The following is a 22,172-nucleotide window of genomic DNA, read 5'->3' on the forward strand; positions in this document are numbered from 1 at the left end:
CTCGGTGATCTCGATGATGGCGTGGACCGGGCAGTCCAGCAAGGCACGCTTGACGTCGTGCTCGTCGGCCTCGGTCACGGTCCCATCGCCCGTCAGGGACGCATAACCCCAGTCGTCCAGGGAGAAATACCCGGGCGCGTGCTTGGCGCAGAAGCCGAACCCGTCGCACAGCGTGCGGTCCAGGCGGATCTTCATGCCCTCACCTCCTCGACCGCATAGGGACGCTCGGCGCGAAATGCGCCGCCGCGGCAGGACTCGCAGGCACCGTCGAGGTGGCTGGCCACCAAGTCCGGGAACCGGGTCAGCAGGCTGGCCGCAACGTTGGTGGCGCCGTCCAGCGTGCCGCAGGCACCTCGTCCGGGCAGCACGCCGGCCCAGCGCTGCAGTCGCTGCACGTCTTCGGCGGTGGCGGCTCCGTCCCGCAGCGCCTCGGCGACCGCCGCCATCGCCACGGTGCCGTTGAAGCATGACCCGCACTGCCCGGCATTCTCCCGGCCGAAATACGCCAACACCGAGGCCGCCACCGCGACGGGGCAGTCGTCGGTGAGCACGGAGATCGCCCCACAGCCCAGACCGCTGCCGGCGGCACGCAGCGACTCGTGGTCGAGGGTGGCCGCCAGTGCATCCCGATTGAGCAGGCCGGCGAAGTAGCCGCCCATCAGCACACCGCGTACCTGGTCGGCGGGAATCCCGTGCGCGCTCAGCAGTTCGGCGACCGTGACGCCGTGCGGCAGCTCATAGAGCATGGGAGGTCGCCCGCCGCCACTGACCGTGGCCAGGAAGGTGCCCGGCGACAAGGCAGTCCCGCGCGTGCGGAACGTATCCGAGCCGTGGCGCAGCAGATAGGGCAGGTTCGCCAGTGTCTCGACATTGGAGACCACGGTCGGGCGCTGGTGGATTCCCTGCTGGTACGGCCGTGGTGGTTTGTCGGTCGGCTTGGCTGGGCCGCCGTTGATGGCCCGTACCGCCGCGGTCTCCTCGCCGGCCACATAACCCGCGTCGACGGTGTATACCGTGATCAGCAGCCCGCCAAGGATTTCCGGGCCGGCCTCGGCCAGTGCGTTCTCGACATTGCGGGCCGCCGAGGGATCGGAGACATAGACGTAAGCGCGGCGGGCCGCCACCGTCGCGGCGGCCAGCCGCAATCCGTCGAGCACCAGATGCGGTCGGTTGCGCAGCAGCCAGCGGTCCTTGACCGAGGCTGGTTCACCTTCTTCGCCGTTGGCCAGGACCACGGTGTCGCGACCGCGCAAGGCCGCGTCGCGCACCGAGCGCAGCTTCACCGCAAGGGGAAACGCCGCCCCACCGCGGCCGAGCAATCCACTGCGCTGAATTTCGGCCAGGAACTCCTCGGGATCGGGCAGCGGCCGGTAGCCCTCGCCCGCCAGGTATTGCGCTGCGTCCTCGACGCCGGATTGCTCGCGCAGCAGCCGTGGTGCGCAGCCCGGCCAGGTGGCTACACCGACCTTCGGAGTTGCTGCCGTTGTCGTCATTGACACCTCTTTTGGCTAGGCTCGCGGACGTGAGAACAGCGGTGGTGCGACTCGACGTCGACCCGGCCGGGAAGCTGATGCCCGAGCATCTGGCGGCGGGAATGGCAACGCTGCGAGACTTGGCGGGCCAGGCCGGTGTCGACGTAGTCGATGCCGATATCGCGGCCTTGCCGGTGGGTCGGCGCCACGTACGGCTGCTGATCACCGGAGCCGAGAAAGATGTCATCGATATCGGTATGCGGCTGTGTGCCAATGCATTCGACACAATGCCGGTGCCGGGTGTGGTCACCTACCTGAGTAGGGGAACCGATGACGACGTGCACGGGGTGCTGGCCGGGCTGGGACTGTCCGGCCAGATAGTCCGGACGCCGGGATCCGATGGTCTGGACGTCGTGCACGTGACCTTGGCGGAGCAGGATCTTCAGCGGGTTGGCGAAAGCCGCATCCACACCGCGCTGGAGGCGTCGCTGAACTGCGAGGTCCACATTCACACCTGCTGAGTCCATCAGCGGCTCAGGAATTCCAGGATCGCCGGGGCAGCCTGCACCCAGGTGTCGAACATGTTGAAGTGACTGACTTTTCCGGAAGCGCGATCCTCTGCGGCCCGCTCCCAGGCGTCTTCGGGCCACGGCGGGTCGATCAGTTCGGATCCCTTGATCAGGCAGTTGACCTCCAGCGAGGTGCGCTTGGGGTGGTCCCAGTCGTTCTCGCCGCCGCGGATGATCAGCGTGGGAACCGTTATCGCATCGAACATCTCGTCATCGACACCGGGAATCGTCTGGCCCGGCTTGGAGACGAATGCATTGAGCCAGCGCAACATCACTTTGAGGAACGCATCACCGTCCAAGTCGAGCAGTCGCTGCTTGTTGTTCGGGTTCTCCTCGATCCGCTCTTGCCACTCACGTACCCCCAGCAAGGCCGCCGGTCCGCCGCCGCGCGCAGCCAGGATGCTGGGCACCACGTAGTAGGAACCGAGCACGAAGGTGCCGTAGATGCCGCCCACGATGTTCCACAGCGCCAGCTTGGTTACCAGTTCTGGGTAGAGCATGGTGGTCAGGATCGAGTCCCGCGCCCCGCCTGAGCCGCCGGCCAGGATGACGGGCCCGGTCTCCAGGGCGGTGAGCAGCCCGTGCAGGGTCTCGGCGCGCATGTGCGATTCGGACTGGCCGTAGAACTGCACGTCGGAGGCGCCGCAGTTGGGGCGGTCCCACAGCAGTACCCGGTAGCCGCCGTCGACCAGTGCTTCGGCCAGGGGGCGTAGCCCCGGTATCTCCTTGGAGAACCGGCCACCGGGTGTCAGGACGATCAGGTCGCCGGAGGTACCGAGGATTTCGTAGACAACGTTGCCGGCGTTGACTTCGATTGAGGCCACCGAAAACTCCTGTGTGTTAGGCCTGGACGAGGACGTCGTTACCGACTACCCGCACCGGGTAGGTGCGAATGCTCCACTCCGGTTTGACCGCGGTCGTACCGGTGGCGAGTTCGAAACCCCATTGATGCCAGGGGCAGTAGATGTATTCGAGGTCCCGGACCATGGTGGCCTCGCCGGGGCTCTCCTCGTCGACGACGGTGCGGCCACGCAGCCGGCCCGAGCACAGTGGACCGCCCTGGTGCGGGCAGAAGTTCGCGATCGCGTAGAACGTCCCGTTGATGTTGTAGACCCCGACGCCGTGATGCCCGATCGGCACGAGCTTGTGTGTGCCGGGCGGTATTTCATCGATTGTGGCAACAACGTGTTCACGGCCCTGAGCCAGCCGGGGCCGCTGTTCTTCTTGGCTCATCTAGAACACCCGCACCTGTCCCTCGAGGGCCGGGACCGTGTCGGGAAGGTGGTAGGTCTGTAAGCCGTTTTTGAACATCACCGCTTCCCTGGCCGCCTTGGGCAGGTGCTTGACCAGCCAGCGCGGGTCGTCGAAGGTCCAGTGTGGGTAGTCCGAGGAGTACAGCAGGATCTTCTCGCACTCCATCCATTCCAGAGCCCGCGTGAGTTCGGTCTTGTCTTCGGGGTAGTCCAGCGGCTGGGTGGTGAACTTGATGTGGTCCTTGACGTATTCGCTGGGCTTGCGCTTGATGTCCACCCAGGACTTGCGCGCCTCGTAGATGGCGTCCATCCGCCACATCAGCGGCAGGATCCAGCTGAAGGCATGCTCGACGAGCACGATGCGCAGGTTCGGGTGGCGGTCGAAGACACCGTCGAACACCAGGCTCATCACTTGGTTCGCCGCCAGCAGTGAGTAGGTGACCATGAAGTCGTGGTTGTAGCTGGGCATGCCCACCGGCGGCATCGGCAGCTCTTCGTGATGGCTGCGCGACAGGTGGCAGCTGACGGTGATGTCGTGCTTGGTAGCCGCCGCCCAGATCGGGTCGTACTTGGGGTCGCCCCATGCGGGCCGCGGCTCGGCCTTGATCAGGATCTGCGCCATGTAGGGGTGGCCGGCCCACTTCTCGATTTCGGCCACGGCGCCGGCAGGGTCCTCGATCGCGGCACAGATCGAGCCGCGCCAGCGCTGGTGCCAATTGTTCTTGGCATCGAGCCAGTGGTTGGCCTGCCAGTCGTTGAGTGCCGACGACATCGCCTGCTGTGCTTCGGGAAAGCGGGCCGGGTAAGCGGCGGGCTCGAGGATCGCGTAGTCGGCGCCCGCTTCCATGATCAGCTGCTTGAACGCCAACTCCGGGTCGCTTCCGGGGAATTCGCCGTCGGCCGGGAACGCGTCGACTCGCATGGCGTAGGCGTGCGCATAGTCCGGGGCGTCGTAGTAGATCTGTTCACCGACCCGACGGGGCAGAAAGTACTTGCTGCGCCAGGGCTCGGGGAGATACTGCACCAGATCGCCGCGTCGCGGCACCGGGTGAACGTCCGAATCCACGCACCGCACGGCGATTCGCTCGGCGGCCGGCTTGCGCTCGGTAGCTGTCACGGTCATCGTGAACTCCCTTGGTCCCTACTGCTCTCTAGTGTGCGCCCGCGACGGCTGGTACGGCAGGGACTTCTATGCCGTAGAGGCCAGCAGCGTTGCGCCAGCACAGCTTGTCGCGCTGTTCGGCGGTGAGCGCACGCGGAACGGTCAGTTCGTTGCGCTGCCAGTGCGGGTAGCTGGATCCGTACATCACCATGTCGTCTTTGCCGGTGAAGCCGAACCACTCACCGGCGAAATCGGTGTCCCCGGGGCCATCCATGGCGCCCTGCACGAAGTAGACGTGGCCGGGCAGGTAGTCGCTCGGCATCTTCGGCGCCCAGGGCGTCTGCTCCAGGTGTGGCCTGCCGAAGGTGTCCATCCGCCAGATGATCGGCGTCAGCAGGTCCGCGGCCCCGTCGGCCCACACGAACTTCAGCGCCGGCATCCGCTCGAAGACGCCCTCGGCGATCATGTTCATCAGGTGGTACAGGTAATTGCACGCCATAAAGCTGACGTACTGCTCGTAGGTGCGGGGAACGCCGGACGGCGTCGGTGAGGCGGAGATGCCCGAACCCACCTCGATATGCGCCACGACCGGCAGGCCGGCGTCGATGGCCGCCTCCCACAGTGGCCAGAACTGCGGCTTGCCGAAGAGCTCCCGGGATTGCAGCGGAACGCCGACCTGAACAACGCGGGGGTGGCCGGACCACCGGTCGATCTCGCGCAGCGCTCCGGCGATGTCGTCCGGGTTGACGCGGATGGTGCCCCGGAAGCGCTCGCCGTACTCGGGGTGATCCAGCCAGCGCGACACCAGGATCTCGTTGTGCGCCGCGGCGATCGCCGATCCCAGATGCCGGTCCGGCATCACTCCACGCGTCATCGGGTGCAATACCGCCACGTCAACCCCGCGTTCGGTGAACAGGTGCCGGGCGACCACTTCGGGGTCCGACCCCGGGTATTGGCGCTGCGGACCGTCGGTGCCGGGCGCGTACTCTCCGCCCGGCGCGCCGTACCAGTCCATCTCGTAGTCGGGAAAGCCACGGCTCTTGAACGGCTCCCGCATGAAGCTGCGTAGGTCGGAGTTGGACGCCGCAAAGATGTGCACACTGGCGTCGACGACGGGCGTGCGGGTGCCGTCCGGGTGTTCGATCATCAACGCCGCCCTTCGTCCTACCGCCCGCCGGGCACTGTGGTGCAGTCACCGTGCCGCCCGACCCCCCGGTGAAACCATTGTATAGCTGTATTCTTTGCACGCAAGAACTAGATTCTCATTCTGGCGGGCGAGAGCCGAGGGCCAGCGGCCACGCCGCGGCCTGATCAACGGCACGTTGTGCAGCGGTGACAAGGAATCTCAAGCCGAGATCGTTACATCCGTTTGCGAGAATGTTATTCTCGATCGGCGTTTGGGAGAGGTGGCTGCAATGCTCTTGGAGTTCGACGAAGATCAGCGACTGTGGCAGGGCACGGTACGCGATGTGGTGGGCAAGCAGTGTTCGCCCTCGCTGGTGCGCAGGGTCATAGAAGGAGCAGTGGGCGAGACGGACGGGGCGGCTGAGCCCCTGATCGACTCCCTCTGGAAGGTCTACGTGGACCTGGGCTGGACCGAACTGCACGAACCGGAGACCGCGGTAGAGCTGGCGATCGTCCTCGAAGAGCTGGGCCGCGCCACCGACCCCACGCCTTTCCTGGCGACCATGACCCAGTTCGCTCCGCTGGTCGGTGAGCGGCACAACCCGGACGGGTCCACTGGTGCAGCAGTTTTCAGCGGGGTGAGCGCGCATCGCAACGCCGGCGGCTGGGTGTTGAACGGAACCGCACTACAGGTGCTGGACGGCGATCGCGCCGATCGGCTGGCGGTGGTCACCGCGGCGGGGGTCTTCATCGTGGACGCTGGCGCGGTGACGACCCGCAAGGCGGCCGTCTTCGACCCGACGTTGCACCTGAGCGACGTCTCTTTCGCCGGAGTCGAGGTTCCCGACAGCGCCCGGATCCGGGTCGATGCCGAGCGGGCCCGCCACGTCGCGCTCAGCGGTATGGCGATGACGATGGTCGGCGCCTGCCAGCGCATCCTCGATCTGGCGTTGGAGCATGTCCGCAGTCGGCAGCAGTTCGGGGTCCCGATCGGGTCGTTCCAGGCTGTCCAGCACAAGGCCGCGGACATGCACGTGGCGATCGAACGCGCCCGGGCGCTGGCCTATTTCGCCGCGCTGACGATCGCCGTCGATGACCCGCGGCGCCGGATGGCGTCCGCCATGGCCAAGGCCGCCGCTGGGGAATGCCAGTCGGTGGTCTTCCGGCACGGGCTGCAGCTGTTCGGTGCGATGGGATTCACCTGGGAGAACGACCTGCAGTTCGCGCTCAAGCGGGCCAAAGCGGGGGAGCTGATGCTGGGTGGTGCCGCGCAGCACCGGGCCGCGATCGCCGAGGAATATCTTGCAGCTCGCATTTGATCCCGAGGTCGAGGAATTCCGCGCCGAGTTCGCGGCCTTCCTCGACGCCAACCTGCCCCCCGAGGCCGACACACTGGAGCGGCCACGTTCGGTGTCACACATGCCGCAATGGGCCCGCCAATGGCAGCGATTGCTGTTCGACAACGGTTGGTTGTTGCCCGGCAATTCGCCGGAGTTCGGTGGCCGCAACGCCACCCTGCTGCAGCAGTTCGTGCATCTGGAGGAGCTGTGCCGGCGCCGCATCTATCACAGCTTCAATCCACAGGGTGTGAATATCATTGCGGCGTCTCTGCTTTCGTTTGGCAGTGCTGAGCAGAAGCATCGCTGGGCGGTGCCGATTCTGCGCGCTGAGATCACCGCCTCACTGGGCATGAGCGAGCCGAGCGCAGGCTCGGACCTGGCGTCCTTGCGGACCAGGGCGGACCGTGACGGTGACGATTTCATCGTCAACGGCCAGAAGGTGTGGACCTCGGGCGCTCACGACGCCGATGTGCTGTTGACGTTCGTCCGTACCGATCCCGACGCGCCCAAACACAAGGGCATCAGCGTGCTGGTGATCCCGACAAACACCCCGGGCGTGGTGCGTCGTCCGTTCCCCACCATCTGCGGAATCGACGACGAAGACTTCAACGAGGTCTTCTTCACCGATGTGCGGGTGCCGGCGGAGAACCTGGTCGGACCGCTGCACGGTGGCTGGCGGGTGGCCAATGGATCCCTGGGCCACGAACGCACCATGATGTGGCTCGGTTTCGCCGACCGGTTGGACAACATCATCGCCGACTTCCATCCCGAGGGCGCGCTCGAACGTGACCGGTTCGCCACGGCGGTCATGGACTATCAGGCGCTGCGCCTGCTGGGGTCCGCAGCGCTGGCCCGCGCGGCGCGCGGTGAGGAGGACGTCGCCGCTCTGTCGGTGCTCAAGCTGCTCGGCTCCGAGGCCGAGATGTTCGCCTCCGGTCACGCGCTGGATGCGGCCGGGGCCGACGGCCTTGTGCACCCTGCGAATTCGGGACCGTATGCGCCGATGAACCTCGACAGCTACTTCGCCAGCTGGTTCGAGAGGCATGCCCGGAGCTTCTCCGGCACCATCGCCGGGGGCACCTCGGAGATTCACCGCAATATCGTCGCTCAGCAGGGGCTGGGCTTGCCTCGCGGCTGACGCGCGGCCCGCGCGAGGCTTGCTAGACGTCGCGGGCCGGCTAGACCCCGCGAGCAGACCCAGAATCGCACGAAGCGATTACCTCGGGTGCGATTCTGGGTCTGCTCGCGCGGGGAACGTCAGTCGATGACGACCTGTTCTTTGAGCTCGGTGATCGGGCGCGCGCACTCCTGCTCATCGCAGATCCGCTGCAGCTTCTCCAGGGTCTCGTCCAGCCCCGGCCCGAGCCGTTTGCCCGGGGTGAAAGTGGCCGGCAGGTTCCGCATGCCCTGGATGACGCCGATGGTGTCGTAGTGCACCGCACCTTCGGTGTCGCACTGGTAGTCGGGCATCCGGTCGAGCACCGCGGTCACCATCGACTTGAAAACCGTGCGCGCCACGTTGGACCCGATGCAGCGGTGCACTCCCAGGCCGAAACTGAAGTGCCGGTTGCCTTTACGGTCCATGATGATCCGGTTCGGATCCTCGAAGACCGCCGGGTCGCGGTTGGCCATCGCCCACGACAGCCACAGCCTCTCGTACTGCTTGAACTGCTGCCCCTCGACCTCGACGTCCTCGGCGAACGTCCGGCCGTCGCCGGGCGCGGGGGTGAAGAACCGCAGGAATTCCTCGGTCGCCGGGTCCAGCAGCGTTGCGCGCTCCTCGCTGAGCCGGGTGCGCTCGGATGGGTGCTGGCCGAGCCATTCCAGCGCGTGCGCGGTCAGCGCCGTGGTGGTGTCGAAACCGCCGCCGATGACCAGACCCAGGTTGCCCAGGATCTCGATGTCGGGCGCGGGCTCACCGTCGATGCGGAATTGCATCAGCGCGTTGACCAGACCTGGACGCGGGTTCTCCCGGATCTCCATCATGTTGTTGATGATGTCGATACCCATTTCGCGGTGCTGCTCGTTGATCTTCTCGCGATCGGGCGAGTGCTCGGGCGTGTACACCGAGGCGTGGGTGGGCTCGCTGTAGACGTTCCACTTCTTGAGCTCGATGCCCATCATCGCGAGGGTGAACACCGCGGGAACCACGTTGGCCAGATGCTCGACAAAGTCGATCTGGCCCGACTCGATGTGCTCATCGAGTGCGGCGCGGGTGATCTCGTCGACGAATGGCACCCACCGCTTGATCGCGGCGGGGGACAGATACGGATTCAGTGCGCCGCGGTAGGCGCTGTGCTCGGGCTCATCCATCTCCAGGATGCCGCCGCGCACCACCGTTGCGCGGCTGGCCTTGGGGATCGTGATGCCCTGGAAGGGTGTTTCGCCGCTGATGTCGTGATGGTTGGAGACCACCGGGCAGCGGGCCAGTTCGAAGACGTGCTTGCTGTCGGCCGCCACCCAGTGCCCGTTGTACGTGGGACTCCACGCCATCGGGCACTTGGCCTGCATCTCGTTGGTGATCTCTTCGAACTGATCGCGGTACTCCGGGGCGTGCCGATCGAAGAAGAAGGTGTTCTTCTTCCGATCGTCGGGCGCATCGTCTTGGCCGGTCGCGGCGAGTGAATCGTTGACGCTCAAGGAATCCTCCCTATTCATTCCTCGATGAGAATGGCCTGTTCGGGGCAGGAGTGTGCGGCCTCACGCACGGCGTCCTGCTGATCGGCCGGAACCACTTCGGACACCGGCGAAGAGGTGCCGTCAATGTCGTTGAGCACGAAGGAGTCGGGCGCGATCATCGCGCACAGCGTGTGGCCCTGGCATCGCTGGCCATCAACGGAAACCTTCATGTTCTCGCTCCTTTCAACCGATTTCGGTGCGCTGGGATACGACGGGCGTCATCAGATGTGGTAGTCGTACCACTTGAGATATCCACCGGCGTCGACCCGCAGCTGCATCCCGGTGACGTACCGAGCCTCGTCGGAGACCAGCCACAGCACCGCGTTGGAGATGTCTTCGGGTTCGATGAACGGCACCTTCATCGCTTGCTGGACATAGAAGACCGGTTCGGCGTCGGCGCGGGTCGGGTGTTCGAGGTCGGGGCGGAACGAGCGGTACATCGGCTCGCTCTGCAACATGTCGGTGTTGCAGTTGGTCGGGTGAATCACGTTGGCCCGGATGCCACGCGGGGACAGCTCGGTGGCCAGGTCGTGCATGAACTGCGAGATCATCCGCTTGGACGTCATGTAGGCCATGCCGCCCGGGTCGCCACCCGGGTTGGGCTTGCTGTGTGCGTCCATCAGCGCGGCGGCCGAGGCGGTCGCCACGATCGCGGAGCCTTCCTTCAGGTGCGGCAGCGCGACGTGGACGGCGTTCATGGTGCCGACCAGGTTTGTGTTGATGACGTCGGTCCACGCCTGCAGTGGTGGCTGACCCTTCATGCCGGCGATACCGGCCTGTGCCACAACGATGTCCAGCTTGCCCAGCTCGGCGATGCCGGCTTCCAGCGCTGTCTTGAGTGCGGCCGCATCGCGGACGTCGGCCTGGGCGATGACGCAGCGCTGACCGGTTTTTTCGACGAAGTTCTTGGTTTCCTCGAGATCCTCGGGGGTGGCCATCTTGTAGCCGATGGTCTCGAAGTCGGTGCAGTAGTCGACGGCGATGATGTCGGCGCCTTCCTCGGCCAGCCGCAGTGCATGGCTGCGACCCTGCCCGCGGGCTGCTCCCGTGATGAATGCGACCTTTCCGGCAACGCGTCCCACTGCTGTTCCTTTCGTTGGTGTCTGTGCACGCCTTGGCTTGGCGAAATGTGGTGAAGGTCAGGTATTGCGGCCGCCGTTGACGCCGAGGATCTGTCCGGTGATGTAGCCGGCCTCCTCGGACACCAGGAAAGCGCAGGCCGCGGCGATGTCCTCGGGCTTGCCGATACGCCGTACCGGGGTCTTCGCGATGTTGTCCTCGATGTTGCCGAGGAACCCTTGGCGATCGGCATTGCGCAGCATGGGGGTGTCGATGAAGCCCGGCGGCACGGCGTTGACGGTGATACCGCTCGGCCCGTACTCCAGCGCCAAGGTCTTGGTGAGCCCGTTGACCGCGGACTTGGCCGCAACATAGTGCGCCATATAAGGAGTCCCGGAATGCGTACTCGACGAGGAGATGTTGACGATGCGGCCCCAGCCGGCTTCGACCATGTCGGGAAGCACCGCCTGGATGGTGTGGAAGACGCCGTTGAGGTTGATATCGATGATCTGCTGCCAGTCCTCGAAGCTGATGTGACTGAACTTTTTGAAACCGTCTTTGCCGGCGGCGTTGACCAGGATGGTGACCGGACCGAGCTGTTCGCGGATCTGCGTCAGTGCGGTGTCGATCTGCCCGCGATCGGTCACGTCGGCGGCGAAGGCCAGATCCTGACCGTCCGGTTTGAGGTCGATGATGGCCACCCGGTGGCCGGCGGCGCGCAATCGGCTCACGACTGCCGCACCGATGCCCGAGGCGCCCCCGGTCACGACAGCAGTCCTCACGAGGCCCGTCTCGGTCACAAAGAATCTCCTTTCCGAGCGTTGAGAATCGTACTCTCGCTTAGCGGATTCTGGCAAGGCCCATCCGGACCCCCTCTCAGCAGCGAAAATGCCGTAGCCGCATTAACTCTCGCCGTAGAAGTGCAGGTTGCAACGCTTTTCGCACACCCTTGAGTTCTCACATATGAGATGTATGATTCGCCGCAGATGAGAATCTAGTTACCCGCCCGGGAGGCTTGATGCGTTCGCAGGACACGGCAGACACCACCGCCGACGGCTCCACAGGACAGGTTGTCGACCGGCGACTGCTGATCAACGGTGAGCTGGTGGAGGCGGACGCCACCTATGCCTCGCTCAACCCGGCCACTGGAGAAGTCCTGGGCTATGCCCCCGAGGCCGGCGTCGAGCACGCGGTCGCGGCCATCGCGGCGGCACGCCGGGCCTTCGACGAGGGTGACTGGGCGACCGACACCGACCTGCGGGTCCGCTGCCTGGATCAACTGCACCGTGCACTCGTCGAGCATCGTGACGAATTCGCCGCGCTCACCATCGCCGAGGTTGGCGCGACGCCGGCGCTGACCCAGGGTGCTCAGCTCGACCAGCCGATCGCGATCGTCCGCTACTACGCCGATCTGCTCAAGAACTATCCGATGACCGAAGACCTCGGCAACGTCGAGAGCCGCGGAATGCTGCACCACCGTTGGGTGGAGAAGGAAGGCGCGGGCGTCGTCGCCGCGATCATCGCCTACAACTACCCCAACCAGCTGGCCCTGGCGAAGCTGGCGCCCGCGCTGGCCGCCGGGTGCACCCTGGTGCTCAAGGCCGCGCCCGATACTCCGCTGGTGACGCTGGCGCTCGGCGAACTGATCGCCAACCACACCGACATCCCGGCCGGCGTCGTCAATGTCCTCAGCTCGTCAGACCCCGCGGTCGGCGCCGCGCTGACCACCGACCCGGACGTTGACATGGTCACCTTCACCGGATCCACCCCGACCGGCCGGGCGATCATGTCCGCTGCCAGCGGGACACTCAAGCGGGTCTTCCTGGAGCTGGGCGGCAAGTCCGCGGCGATTGTCCTCGACGACGCCGACTTCAACATGGCCTCGGTGTTCGCTGCGTTCTCGATGGTGACCCACGCCGGCCAGGGCTGTGCCCTGACGTCGCGGCTGCTGGTACCCAACAGTCATCACGACGAGATCGTCGAGATGATCAAGACGAACTTCTCCCACGTGCGCTACGGCGACCCCACCGACCCCAAGACCTACATGGGTCCGCTGATCAGCGCCAAGCAGCGCGACAAGGTCGATGCCATGGTGCAGCGCGCGGTGGCCGCCGGTGCCACCCTGGTGACTGGCGGGGAGAAGGTCGATCCCGGCTTCTTCTACACCCCAACGCTGTTGACCAATGTCGACCCGGACAGCGAGATCGCCCAGGAGGAGGTCTTCGGACCCGTGCTGACGGTGATCGGCTATGACGACGACGACGACGCGGTCCGGATCGCCAACAACTCGATCTACGGACTGTCCGGTGCGGTCTTCGGTAGCCAGGATCGGGCGCTGGCGCTGGCCCGCCGGATCCGGACCGGAACGTTCTCGATCAACGGCGGCAACTACTTCAGCCCCGACGCGCCGTTCGGGGGATACAAACAGTCCGGGATCGGCCGCGAGATGGGTATCGCCGGGCTGGAGGAATTCCTGGAAAGCAAGACGTTCGCGGTGCCGGTAGCCGGAGCAGGCGGATGAGACCGCTCGAAGGCGTTCGCGTCCTGGAAGTCGCGATGTACGGGTTCGTCCCCTCTGCCGGTGCGGTGCTGGCGGAGTGGGGCGCCGAGGTCATCAAAGTCGAGCACGCGGTGACCGGCGACCCGCAGCGCGGGCTGCGCCAGACCGGCATGTTGCGGGTCGAAGGCGACCCCAACCCCAACATCGAGCACGCCAACCGCGGAAAGCGCAGCATCGGCCTGGACGTGTCGACGCCCGAGGGTCGTGAGGTGTTGCTCGAACTGGCAAAGCGCGCAGACGTTTTCCTGACCAGTTTCCTTCCCGGCCATCGCAAGAAGTTCGCCATGGACGTCGAGGACATCCGTGCGGTCAACCCGAAGATCATCTACGCCCGCGGCAGCGCGCTGGGCCCCCGCGGTATCGAATCGGAAAAGGGCGGCTACGACATGACCGCCTTCTGGTGTCGCGCCGGTACCGCCGCCACCATCACCCCGCCCGGCATCGAGGGCATGATCGGCCCGCCCGGACCCGCGTACGGGGACACCATCTCCGGCACCAATCTGGCCGGCGGTATCGCGGCGGCACTGTTCCAGCGCGAGCGCACCGGCGAGCCGTCGGTGGTGGACGTGTCTCTGCTGGGCAGCGGCCTTTGGGCCATGGGCCATACCGTCGCCTTGACCAGTCATCTGGGCGAGCGTCTGATCCAGCAGCCGCCCGGTGTGCATGGTTCGCCGATCAACCCGCTGGTCGGGGTTTACGCGACCGCCGACGAGCGCTACATCTCGTTTGTCATGATGCAACCCACCAAGTTCTGGGCCGACGTGTGCCAGCACATGGAACTCGACGACTACATCGACGATCCGCGGTTCGCCACCGCGCAGTCGTTCGCCGAGCACACCCCGGCCGCCGTGGAGATCCTGCGCGCGGCAATGGCCAAGCGGACGCTGCCGGAGTGGAGCGAGCGCTTCGCCACCCTGGCCGGCCCGTGGGCGCCGGTGCAGGACACCCTGCAGGCTGCTGCGGACGCGCAGATCCGCGCCAACGAATACATCGTGCAGGCCGGTGAACTGGAGTTGGTGGCCAATCCGGTGCAGTTCGACGTGGCCGCCCCAGCGACCGGTCCGGCACCCGGATTCGCCGAGCAGACCGATGAAATCCTGGTCGAGCTCGGCCTGGACTGGGACCGCATCATCGAACTCAAGACCGTCGGCGCGGTCACCTAGGTCATCGGGTAGGAGCTGGGGAATCGCAATGCCGTGCTGCTTGACTCGCAAAGGCCACCCGTCGGGTGCCACTGGTGTGGCACAGTGCGTAGAACTCTTCGGGGGTCGGGCCGCGGTGTCGGCGGTAACCATCGTGGAAGGGGCGGCAGCGGTGGTGCCTAGTGGTGTGGGAGCACTGATCTCGGCTCACGATGACGCCTGCCTCGACGCCGCGGTGATGGAGCGGTAATGGTTCTGGGAGCGACGGCGGATCCACCCTTGGGCGGCGACCTCCACGACCCGGACCGACGGTCCGCCGCCGCGGGCCGGCATCGGCCCGCCGGTGCCAGGCGCCAGCCGCCGGCGTACCTGCGTCCGCTGATCGGGCTGGCGACGGTGCTGACGATCGCGGCAGCGATCGGGCTGCCGATCGGCTTGTTCCGGGGCAGTTTCACCCGCACGGTGCCCGTCACGGTGCTCTCGCAGCGCGCCGGCCTGGTGATGTACCCCGACGCCAAGGTCAAGATCCGCGGTGTGCAGGTCGGCAAGGTCGGCGACATCGAGGCCAAGCCCGATGGCACCGCCGTCCTGCATCTGAAGATGGAACCGGGACAACTGCCGCTGATCCCGGCCAACGTCAGCGCCCGGATAGCCTCCTCGACGGTGTTCGGAGCCAAGTTCGTCGATTTGGTGCCGCCGCCCGAACCGGTCACCGCCCGCATGCACGCCGGCCAGGTCCTGGCGGGCGAGCATGTCACGGTCGAGATCAACACGGTGTTCCAACAACTGGTGCGGGTCCTGGACAAGATCGACCCGAAGAAGCTGAACGAGACTCTGAGTGCGGTCTCGACGGCGTTCAACGGACGCGGGCAGAAGCTGGGGCAGGCGCTCACCGACTTCGACAAGCTGCTGGCCGAGATCGAGCCCAGCCTGGGCACCCTCGAACACGAGGCCACCACCATGGCTCCGGTGTTTCGTTCTTACGCCGACGCGGCACCGGACCTGACCGCCGCACTGAACGCCACCAGCACCATGAGTGAGAGCGTTGTGCAAGAGCAGAACAGCTTGGACAGCTTCCTGCTCAGCGCCATCGGGCTGGCCGATACCGGCAACGAGGTACTGGGAGAGAATCGGCAGGTCCTGACCGACTTGACGCAGGTACTGGAGCCGACCGCCGCGTTGCTGGACAAGTACCACGACGAGCTCGGCTGCGCGATCGGCGGCTTGGTGCCGTTCGCCAAATCCCCGCCGTTCGACGTCCCCGGCATCATCATCACCGCCAGCTTCACCCTGGCCAAGGAACGCTACCGCTACCCCGATCATCTACCGAAGGTGGCGGCCCGCTCCGACCGTTCCTACTGCACGGAACTGGGCCTGCCCGATGTACCGCCGGAGTATCGGGTGCCCGCGTTGATCGCCGACACCGGAGCCAACCCGTACGAATACGGCAACCAGGGCATTTTGCTCAACTCCGACGGCCTCAAGCAGGCGCTGTTCGGGCCGATCGGCGGTCCGCCGCGCAACAGCGCCCAGGTGGGGATGCCGGGATGAGAAGCGGAATGGGAACGCTGATCAAGTTCGGCATCTACGCCGTGGTGATGGCGCTGGCGACGGTATTTCTGTTCGCGATCTTCGCCGAGGTCCGAACCGGCCCCACGGTGGGCTACCAGGCGGTGTTCGCCGACGCTTCCCGGCTCAAGGCCGGCGACAGCGTGCGGGTCGCAGGAGTGCGGGTCGGCACGGTCGGCGGCGTGTCGCTGCGTCCGGACGGAACGGTTTTGGTGAAGTTCCAGGCCGACCGCAACATCCCACTCACCACCGGCACGCAGGCCTCGGTGCGCTACTTGAACCTGGTCGGTGACCGTTACCTGGAACTGGCCGACGGGCCGGGTTCGACTCAGCTGTTGGGAAAGGGAGGGCAGATCCCGCTCGAACGGACCGCGCCGGCCCTGGACCTGGACCTGCTGCTCAACGGCCTCAAGCCGGTGATCCGCGGCCTGAATCCCCAGGACGTCAACTCGCTGACGGCGTCGCTGATCCAGATCATGCAGGGTCAGGGCGGCACCATCGACTCCCTGATGTCGCGGACGTCGTCGTTCTCGAACTCCCTGGCCGACAACAACCAAGTGATCGAGTCCCTGATCGACCAGCTCCGCACGACGCTGGCCACCCTCTCGGGCGGTGACAAGCGGTTCTCCGGGGCGATCGACCGGCTGAGCAAGCTGGTGGCCGGGCTGGCGGCTGACCGCGACCCGATCGGGACTGCGGTCACGGCCCTGGACCGCGGCACCGCGTCGCTGGCGGACCTGCTCGGTAACGCCCGCGATCCGCTGACCAACACCATCACTCAGGTCGATCGGTTGACCACCGCGATCAACGCCGACCTCGCCGGCCTGGACATGTCGTTGCAGAAGGCGCCGGAGAACTACCGCAAGGCCATCCGGCTCGGGGCGTACGGCGGGTTCATCCAGTACTACCTCTGCGCGGTCCAGATCCGGGTCAGCGATACCCAAGGCCGTACCGCGGTGTTCCCGTGGATCAAAGCGGAGGAGGGCCGATGCAGCGACACCGACTGAGCGCCGTGCTGCCCGGTGCCGCCTCGGTACGACGGGGGACCCGCCGATGCTGAAATACCATGGCAGCCATCTGATGCGCATGGGCCTGATCGGCGTCGTGGTCGTCGCATTCATCGTTGCGATCGGGCTGCAGCCCGAGCAGCTGATCCAGTGGGCCACCTGCGTGCGCTACCAGGCCCGGTTCGCCGAGGCCGGTGGCCTCAGTACTGGTGCCGACGTCACGCTGTCGGGGATCAAGGTCGGCTCGGTGACCGACGTAGCGCTCGACAACGGCGACGCCCTGGTGACCTTCACTCTGGCGGGCAAGTACGGACTGGGGACGCAGACCACGGCCCACATCCGCACCGGTTCGTTGCTCGGTGAGCGGGTGCTGACCGTGGAGCCGACGGGCAGCGGCAAGATGCATCCGCTGGAGGTCATCCCGCTCACCCGGACGTCGTCGCCGTACTCGCTGGTCGACGTGGTCGGCGAACTCACCACGAACACCGCCGGCACCGACACCGAGTCACTGAACCGGTCGTTGGACACCCTCTCCGAGACCATCGACCAGATCGCCCCGCAGCTGGGGCCGACGTTCGACGGCCTGAGCCGGCTGTCCCGGGCAGTCAACAGTCGCAATGAGGGCCTTGCCGACCTGTTGAAGTCGGCGGCTGATCTGACCGGTGTGCTCTCCGAACGCAGCCAGCAGATCAACTCGCTGATCCTGGACGCCGACAGTCTCGTCGAGGTGCTCAACACCCGGCGGCAGGCCATCGTCAACCTGTTGGTCAGCACCTCCGCGGTGTCGCGGCAGCTGTCCGAACTGGTCGCTCAGAACAACGAACAGCTCAAACCGACGCTGGACAAAATCATCGAGCTGAACAAGATCTTGGTGAAGAACCGGGACAACCTCGCCAAGGCGCTGCCCGGTTTGGCGAAATACGAACTCACCCAAGGTGAGACGGTGTCCAACGGGGCTTACTACAGCGCCTATGTCCCGAACCTGTTCCTGCCTCAGTTGCTCCAGCCGTTCTTCGACTACGCGTTCGGATTCCGTCGTGGCGTCGATGCCGGTCAGCCGCCGGACAATGCCGGACCGCGTGCCGAACTGCCGTTCCCGGTCAATGGGATTCCACAACCAGGAGACCTGCCGCCCCGATGAGGACTCGTAGACCACTGCAGATGGCGGCGGCCGCCCTGGCGGCACTGCTGCTACTGGCCGGTGCAGGCATCCTTGTCCGCCAGACCGTCCTGAAGCCGACCCGGATCACCGCGTACTTCTCCACTGCGACCGCGATTTATCCCGGTGACGAGGTCCGGGTTGCCGGGGTGAAGGTCGGCACCATCGACCGGATCGAACCGCAAGGGACTCAAGCCAAGCTCACCCTGCGCGTCGACCACAAGGTGCCGGTCCCGGCCGAGGCCAAGGCCGTGATCGTCGCACCCAACCTGGTGGCGGCACGGTTCGTCCAACTGACCCCCGCCTATCATCGCGGCGACGGGCCGACGATGGCTGATGGCGCGGTGATCCCGCGCGAGCACACCGCGGTCCCGGTCGAGTGGGACGAGGTCAAGACCCAGTTGAACCGGCTTGCCGCCGAATTGGGGCCGCGCAGCGGCGTTTCGGGAACGTCGGCGGCGCGCTTTATCGACAGCGCGGCCAATGCGATGGACGGCAACGGCGCCAAACTGCGCGAAACGCTGAAGCAGCTCTCCGGCGTGGCCCGGATCTTCGCCGAGGGCAGCGGCAACATCGTCGACATCATCTCGGGTCTGCAGACATTCGTGACGGCGCTACGCGACAGCGATCAGCAGATCGTGGTGTTCGAGTCGCGGCTCGCGACGTTGACCAGTGTGGTCAACGACAGTCGATCCAACTTGGATGCAGCCCTCACCGACTTCGCCGGTGCGATCGACACGGTGCGGGATTTCGTGGCGGGAAGCCGCGCCGAAACCGCCGAGGCGCTGCAGGGTGTGGCCCAAGTCAGTCAGACGCTGGTCGATTCGAAGAATGCGATCCGCAATATCCTGCATATCACCCCGAACGCGATCGCCAACACGCTCAACATGTACAACGTGACCAGCGGAACCCCGGTGGGTTCGTTCGCGTTCGCCAACTTCAGCAACCCGGTGCAGGCGATCTGCACCATGACCGGCGCGATCGGCAACGTGACGTCGACGGAGACCGGCAAGCTGTGCGAGGGGTACCTCGGTCCGGCCATGCGGCTGCTGAATTTCAACGGGCTCCCGTTCCCGATGTCTCCGTACCTGACCAAGGCGGCCAGCCCGGACAAGTTGATCTACACCGACCCGGCGTTGATGCCGCACGCCGAGCACCCGGGAGACCTGCCGGAACAGACGCCGTCGATCTCGGCCTACACCGGGCTGAACGGCGACGTCCCGCCCCCGCCCGGATGGACGGATCCGTTGCAACCGCGCGGTTCCTACGCGCCGGACGGACTGCCCGCCGCAGCGACGCCGGCGCTGATCTCCGGTGTACCGCCGCCCAGTCCGACCACCTTCGACGGGATGCTGCTGCCGGGCGGTCCGCCGCCGCCTGGGCCGCCGCCCGGACCGTTGCCGGCAGAGGGGGTGCCCACGCCATGATGATGGGTCTGAAATCCCTGCGGCGCAGCGCTGCGGTCGCCGTCTTGGTCGCCGGCACCACATCCGGCTGTGCCTTCGGCGGCCTGAACTCGATGGCGCTGCCGGGCGTTCAGGGCCGCGGTTCCGGGGCACAGCACTTCACCGTCGAGCTGGCCAATGTCGGCACGCTGGAATCCAATTCGCCGGTGATGCTGTCCGATGTGGTGATCGGCAGTATCGGCAAGATGACCGTCAGCAACTGGCACGCCAACGTCGACATCGCGGTCAACCCCGGCGTCGAGGTGCCGGCGAATGCGGTGGCGACCGTCGGGCAGACCAGCCTGCTCGGTTCCATGCACCTGGCGCTCAATCCGCCGATCGGGCAGGCGCCGACGGGGCGGCTGAAGTCCGGGGCCAAGATCCCGCTGAGCGACTCCTCGACCTATCCCTCTACCGAGCAGACCCTCTCGTCGCTGGCGGTGTTGGTCAACGGGGGCGGACTCGGTCAGATCGGTGACATCATCCACAACTTCAGCGCTTCCATGGCAGGCCGGGAAGGCGACATTCGCGACCTGATCGTCCGGCTGGACACCTTCACCGGTGCGCTGGACCGGCAACGGAACAACATCGTCGAGGCCATCGAAGAGATGAACCGGACGGCCACAACCTTCGCCGGGCAGCGTGACACCATCAACCGTGCGCTGAACAAGATTCCGCCGGCCATCGACGTCTTGATCAAGGAGCGTCCCAAGTTCGTCACCGCGTTGACCAAGCTGGGCCAGTTCGGCGATCTGTCGGCGGGTCTGGTCAACGACTCCGGGCACCAACTGGTCTCCGACCTCATCCATATCGAACCGGCGTTGCGTTCGCTGGCCGACATCGGCCCGGAGCTCAACTCGGCAGTGGCCTACGCCTCGGCCTTCCCGTACGGGCCCAATGCGATCGAGCGCGCCGTGCGGGGCGACTTCCTGAACCTGTTCGCCGTCTTCGACCTCACCAAGCCCCGCCTCAAGCGGGCCATGTTCGCCGGCACGCAGTGGGGCGACGAGGACGCGAAACTGGTTCCGGCGCCCGGTGATCCCTGGTATCTGAACTACTCCTACGACCCGCTGCAAGAGCCGATTCTGCAGTCGTCTGGCCAGGCCCTGCCGCCGGGAGCGGTTGGCTCGGGAGGCGGTGGCTAGATGCTGACACGCTTTGTCAGGATTCAGCTGATCCTCTTCCTGGTGGCTTCGGTGATCGGCGTTTCAGCCATGCTCTTCGGCTACATGCAGGTGCCGACCATGCTCGGGATCGGCCGGGTGGTGGTCAAACTGGACCTGCCCGAAACCGGGGGGCTCTACCGGTTTTCCAATGTCACCTATAACGGGGTGCAGATCGGCACGGTGACCAAGGTCGAGCTGACGCCGGGCGGGGTACGTGCCACGTTGTCACTGAATCGATCACCTAAGGTGCCCGCCGATCTGGTGGCCGCGGTGCGCAGTGTTTCGGCAATCGGCGAACAGTACGTCGATCTGCTGCCGCGCACCGATGGCGGCCCCTACCTGCACAACGGCTCGGTGATCGCGGCGTCGGACACCCAAGTCCCCCAACAGGTCGGTCCGATGCTCGATCAGGTCAGTGCGCTGGTCGACTCGATTCCCAAGGACCAACTCAGTAATCTGCTCGACGAGACATTCGTCGCTTTCGACGGTGCCGGCTATGACTTCCAGTCCTTGCTGGACTCGGCAACCACCATCAGCGGTGATGCCAACCGGGTTTCGGACAAGGTGCGCAAGCTGGTCGACAACAGTGCGCCGTTGCTGGACTCGCAGGTGCAGAGCACCGACGCGATCCGGTCCTGGGCGCGCAGCGTGGCCGGGATCTCCGAACAGGTAGCGGCCAACGACCCGCAGTTGCGCGCCATCTTGCAACGCGGCCCCGGATTCGCCGACGAAGTATCCGGCCTAATGCAGGATCTCAAGCCCACGCTGCCTATCCTGCTGGCCAACCTGAACACCCTCGGGCAGGTCCTGATGGTCTACAACCCGTCGCTGGAGCAGCTGATGGTGCTGCTGCCCGGTTACATTGCGGCCCAGCAGTCGTTCGGTCTGCCCAAGAACAACCCGACCGGTCTGCCGCAGGGCGACTTCACCCTCACGTTCGGGGACCCCAACCCATGCACAGTGGGGTTCCTGCCGCCGTCGTCATGGCGTTCTCCGGCCGACACCACCACAATCGACACCCCCGACGGCCTGTACTGCAAACTGCCGCAGGACTCACCGGTATCGGTGCGTGGTGCCCGCAACTTCCCGTGTATCGAGCATCCTGGCAAGCGCGCGCCGACCGTCGAACTCTGCGACGACCCCAAGGGTTTCGTCCCGATTGCGATGCGCCAGCACCTCACCGGGCCCACTGCGTTCGACCCGAACCTGCTCAAGCAGGGCATCCCGGTCGATGACCGGGTCGATTTCAGCGACCGGCTCTTCGCCCCGGTCGGGGGTACTCCGCTGCCGCCGTGGGCCACACCATCGGGCACATCACCGGATTCTCCGCGGCCAGAGGTGCCGGCGCCGCCGCCGTTGGCTGGGAACGCCGGGATCGGTGAACAGACGCCTTCGGTTGCGGTGGTGCCCTATGACCCGAACACCGGCAAGTACATGACCCCCGATGGGCGCTACGAGCAGCAGACGAACCTGGTGCCCGGTTCCGGGCCCAAGTCGTGGACCGACCTGATGCCGTACTGAGTGC

The 22,172-nt window shown here is 65.9% G+C and carries 20 protein-coding genes and 2 pseudogenes; 12 read left to right on the forward strand and 10 right to left on the reverse strand.

Going from position 1 to position 22,172, the window contains the following annotated elements; all coding sequences use genetic code 11:
* A pseudogene (locus tag ACJH5R_RS08700) lies at positions 1-195 on the reverse strand (ferredoxin); the annotation flags it as partial.
* Positions 192-1,493, reverse strand: a complete 1,302-nt coding sequence (locus tag ACJH5R_RS08705) for an NADH-ubiquinone oxidoreductase-F iron-sulfur binding region domain-containing protein (RefSeq protein WP_406757878.1) — start codon at positions 1,491-1,493, stop codon at positions 192-194. The gene ACJH5R_RS08705 and the pseudogene ACJH5R_RS08700, both read right to left, overlap by 4 nt.
* 29 nt (positions 1,494-1,522) lie before the next feature.
* On the opposite strand from ACJH5R_RS08705, the gene ACJH5R_RS08710 reads away from it, so the two are divergent.
* On the forward strand, positions 1,523-1,993 hold the full coding sequence (locus ACJH5R_RS08710) for a hypothetical protein (protein ID WP_406757877.1): 471 nt from the start codon (positions 1,523-1,525) through the stop codon (positions 1,991-1,993).
* A 5-nt stretch (positions 1,994-1,998) separates the two neighbouring features.
* Here the strand turns inward: ACJH5R_RS08710 and ACJH5R_RS08715 are convergent, their stop codons facing one another.
* Genes ACJH5R_RS08715 through ACJH5R_RS08730 form a run of 4 tightly spaced genes read right to left on the reverse strand, consistent with a single transcriptional unit; the run spans position 1,999 to position 5,543 of the window.
* Positions 1,999-2,865 (reverse strand): alpha/beta fold hydrolase, encoded by an 867-nt coding sequence (locus ACJH5R_RS08715; protein ID WP_406757876.1) that lies wholly within the window; start codon positions 2,863-2,865, stop codon positions 1,999-2,001.
* Positions 2,866-2,881: 16 nt separating this feature from the next.
* Positions 2,882-3,274 (reverse strand): Rieske (2Fe-2S) protein, encoded by a 393-nt coding sequence (locus ACJH5R_RS08720; protein WP_406757875.1) that lies wholly within the window; start codon positions 3,272-3,274, stop codon positions 2,882-2,884.
* A complete protein-coding gene (locus tag ACJH5R_RS08725; RefSeq protein WP_406757874.1) occupies positions 3,275-4,417 on the reverse strand; it encodes an amidohydrolase family protein in 1,143 nt (380 codons plus the stop codon).
* Positions 4,418-4,445: 28 nt separating this feature from the next.
* Positions 4,446-5,543, reverse strand: a complete 1,098-nt coding sequence (locus tag ACJH5R_RS08730; protein WP_406781771.1) for an amidohydrolase family protein — start codon at positions 5,541-5,543, stop codon at positions 4,446-4,448.
* 268 nt (positions 5,544-5,811) lie between these two features.
* Between ACJH5R_RS08730 and ACJH5R_RS08735 the strand changes: the two genes are divergently transcribed.
* Both ACJH5R_RS08735 and ACJH5R_RS08740 read left to right on the forward strand, forming a co-directional pair.
* Positions 5,812-6,840 carry an acyl-CoA dehydrogenase family protein gene (locus ACJH5R_RS08735; protein ID WP_406757932.1) on the forward strand — a complete coding sequence of 343 codons (1,029 nt, stop codon included), beginning with the start codon at positions 5,812-5,814 and terminating at the stop codon, positions 6,838-6,840.
* Positions 6,824-7,999, forward strand: coding sequence for an acyl-CoA dehydrogenase family protein (locus tag ACJH5R_RS08740; RefSeq protein ID WP_406757872.1), 1,176 nt, complete (start codon positions 6,824-6,826; stop codon positions 7,997-7,999). The genes ACJH5R_RS08735 and ACJH5R_RS08740 overlap by 17 nt, the downstream gene beginning before the upstream one ends.
* A 119-nt stretch (positions 8,000-8,118) precedes the next feature.
* Here ACJH5R_RS08740 and ACJH5R_RS08745 read toward each other — a convergent pair whose 3' ends face one another.
* Genes ACJH5R_RS08745 through ACJH5R_RS08760 form a run of 4 tightly spaced genes read right to left on the reverse strand, consistent with a single transcriptional unit; the run spans position 8,119 to position 11,381 of the window.
* Positions 8,119-9,501 (reverse strand): cytochrome P450, encoded by a 1,383-nt coding sequence (locus tag ACJH5R_RS08745; protein WP_406757871.1) that lies wholly within the window; start codon positions 9,499-9,501, stop codon positions 8,119-8,121.
* Between the two features lie 14 nt (positions 9,502-9,515).
* On the reverse strand, positions 9,516-9,710 hold the full coding sequence (locus tag ACJH5R_RS08750) for a ferredoxin (protein WP_024440885.1): 195 nt from the start codon (positions 9,708-9,710) through the stop codon (positions 9,516-9,518).
* A gap of 51 nt (positions 9,711-9,761) precedes the next feature.
* Positions 9,762-10,622: a mycofactocin-coupled SDR family oxidoreductase gene (locus tag ACJH5R_RS08755; RefSeq protein WP_406757870.1), complete on the reverse strand. Its 861-nt coding sequence runs from the start codon at positions 10,620-10,622 to the stop codon at positions 9,762-9,764.
* A 57-nt stretch (positions 10,623-10,679) separates the two neighbouring features.
* Positions 10,680-11,381: an SDR family NAD(P)-dependent oxidoreductase gene (locus ACJH5R_RS08760; RefSeq protein WP_406757869.1), complete on the reverse strand. Its 702-nt coding sequence runs from the start codon at positions 11,379-11,381 to the stop codon at positions 10,680-10,682.
* A 236-nt stretch (positions 11,382-11,617) separates the two neighbouring features.
* On the opposite strand from ACJH5R_RS08760, the gene ACJH5R_RS08765 reads away from it, so the two are divergent.
* From ACJH5R_RS08765 to ACJH5R_RS08805, 9 genes and pseudogenes are all read left to right on the forward strand, one after another.
* Positions 11,618-13,120 (forward strand): aldehyde dehydrogenase family protein, encoded by a 1,503-nt coding sequence (locus ACJH5R_RS08765; RefSeq protein ID WP_406757868.1) that lies wholly within the window; start codon positions 11,618-11,620, stop codon positions 13,118-13,120.
* Complete coding sequence (locus ACJH5R_RS08770) at positions 13,117-14,322, forward strand: CaiB/BaiF CoA transferase family protein (protein WP_406757867.1); 1,206 nt, start codon at positions 13,117-13,119, stop codon at positions 14,320-14,322. Before ACJH5R_RS08765 ends, ACJH5R_RS08770 begins: the two co-directional genes overlap by 4 nt.
* 40 nt (positions 14,323-14,362) lie before the next feature.
* Positions 14,363-14,551 (forward strand): annotated as a pseudogene (locus ACJH5R_RS08775) (hypothetical protein); the annotation flags it as partial.
* Entirely contained in the window at positions 14,551-15,852 is a 1,302-nt protein-coding gene (locus ACJH5R_RS08780) for an MCE family protein (RefSeq protein ID WP_406757866.1), read from the forward strand. The pseudogene ACJH5R_RS08775 and the gene ACJH5R_RS08780, both read left to right, overlap by 1 nt.
* Positions 15,849-16,877 (forward strand): MCE family protein, encoded by a 1,029-nt coding sequence (locus ACJH5R_RS08785; RefSeq protein WP_406757865.1) that lies wholly within the window; start codon positions 15,849-15,851, stop codon positions 16,875-16,877. Before ACJH5R_RS08780 ends, ACJH5R_RS08785 begins: the two co-directional genes overlap by 4 nt.
* 46 nt (positions 16,878-16,923) lie before the next feature.
* Complete coding sequence (locus tag ACJH5R_RS08790; RefSeq protein ID WP_406757864.1) at positions 16,924-18,018, forward strand: MCE family protein; 1,095 nt, start codon at positions 16,924-16,926, stop codon at positions 18,016-18,018.
* Entirely contained in the window at positions 18,015-19,463 is a 1,449-nt protein-coding gene (locus tag ACJH5R_RS08795; RefSeq protein ID WP_406757863.1) for an MCE family protein, read from the forward strand. The genes ACJH5R_RS08790 and ACJH5R_RS08795 overlap by 4 nt, the downstream gene beginning before the upstream one ends.
* Complete coding sequence (locus tag ACJH5R_RS08800; protein ID WP_406757931.1) at positions 19,463-20,626, forward strand: MCE family protein; 1,164 nt, start codon at positions 19,463-19,465, stop codon at positions 20,624-20,626. The genes ACJH5R_RS08795 and ACJH5R_RS08800 overlap by 1 nt, the downstream gene beginning before the upstream one ends.
* On the forward strand, positions 20,627-22,168 hold the full coding sequence (locus ACJH5R_RS08805; protein WP_406757862.1) for an MCE family protein: 1,542 nt from the start codon (positions 20,627-20,629) through the stop codon (positions 22,166-22,168). It abuts the gene before it with no gap.
* Positions 22,169-22,172 lie beyond the last annotated feature (4 nt).

This window comes from Mycobacterium sp. SMC-19 (genome assembly GCF_045310815.1).
Taxonomy (GTDB): Bacteria; Actinomycetota; Actinomycetes; order Mycobacteriales; family Mycobacteriaceae; genus Mycobacterium.

Coding starts and splice junctions, on each gene's coding strand:
- ACJH5R_RS08730 (WP_406781771.1), bottom strand. CDS start 5,543: ATGATCGAACACCCGGACGGCACCCGCACGCCCGTCGTCGACGCCAGT.
- ACJH5R_RS08795 (WP_406757863.1), top strand. CDS start 18,015: ATGAGGACTCGTAGACCACTGCAGATGGCGGCGGCCGCCCTGGCGGCA.
- ACJH5R_RS08790 (WP_406757864.1), top strand. CDS start 16,924: ATGCTGAAATACCATGGCAGCCATCTGATGCGCATGGGCCTGATCGGC.
- ACJH5R_RS08735 (WP_406757932.1), top strand. CDS start 5,812: ATGCTCTTGGAGTTCGACGAAGATCAGCGACTGTGGCAGGGCACGGTA.
- ACJH5R_RS08750 (WP_024440885.1), bottom strand. CDS start 9,710: ATGAAGGTTTCCGTTGATGGCCAGCGATGCCAGGGCCACACGCTGTGC.
- ACJH5R_RS08805 (WP_406757862.1), top strand. CDS start 20,627: ATGCTGACACGCTTTGTCAGGATTCAGCTGATCCTCTTCCTGGTGGCT.
- ACJH5R_RS08720 (WP_406757875.1), bottom strand. CDS start 3,274: ATGAGCCAAGAAGAACAGCGGCCCCGGCTGGCTCAGGGCCGTGAACAC.
- ACJH5R_RS08785 (WP_406757865.1), top strand. CDS start 15,849: ATGAGAAGCGGAATGGGAACGCTGATCAAGTTCGGCATCTACGCCGTG.
- ACJH5R_RS08725 (WP_406757874.1), bottom strand. CDS start 4,417: ATGACCGTGACAGCTACCGAGCGCAAGCCGGCCGCCGAGCGAATCGCC.
- ACJH5R_RS08705 (WP_406757878.1), bottom strand. CDS start 1,493: ATGACGACAACGGCAGCAACTCCGAAGGTCGGTGTAGCCACCTGGCCG.
- ACJH5R_RS08765 (WP_406757868.1), top strand. CDS start 11,618: ATGCGTTCGCAGGACACGGCAGACACCACCGCCGACGGCTCCACAGGA.
- ACJH5R_RS08800 (WP_406757931.1), top strand. CDS start 19,463: ATGATGGGTCTGAAATCCCTGCGGCGCAGCGCTGCGGTCGCCGTCTTG.
- ACJH5R_RS08770 (WP_406757867.1), top strand. CDS start 13,117: ATGAGACCGCTCGAAGGCGTTCGCGTCCTGGAAGTCGCGATGTACGGG.
- ACJH5R_RS08780 (WP_406757866.1), top strand. CDS start 14,551: ATGGTTCTGGGAGCGACGGCGGATCCACCCTTGGGCGGCGACCTCCAC.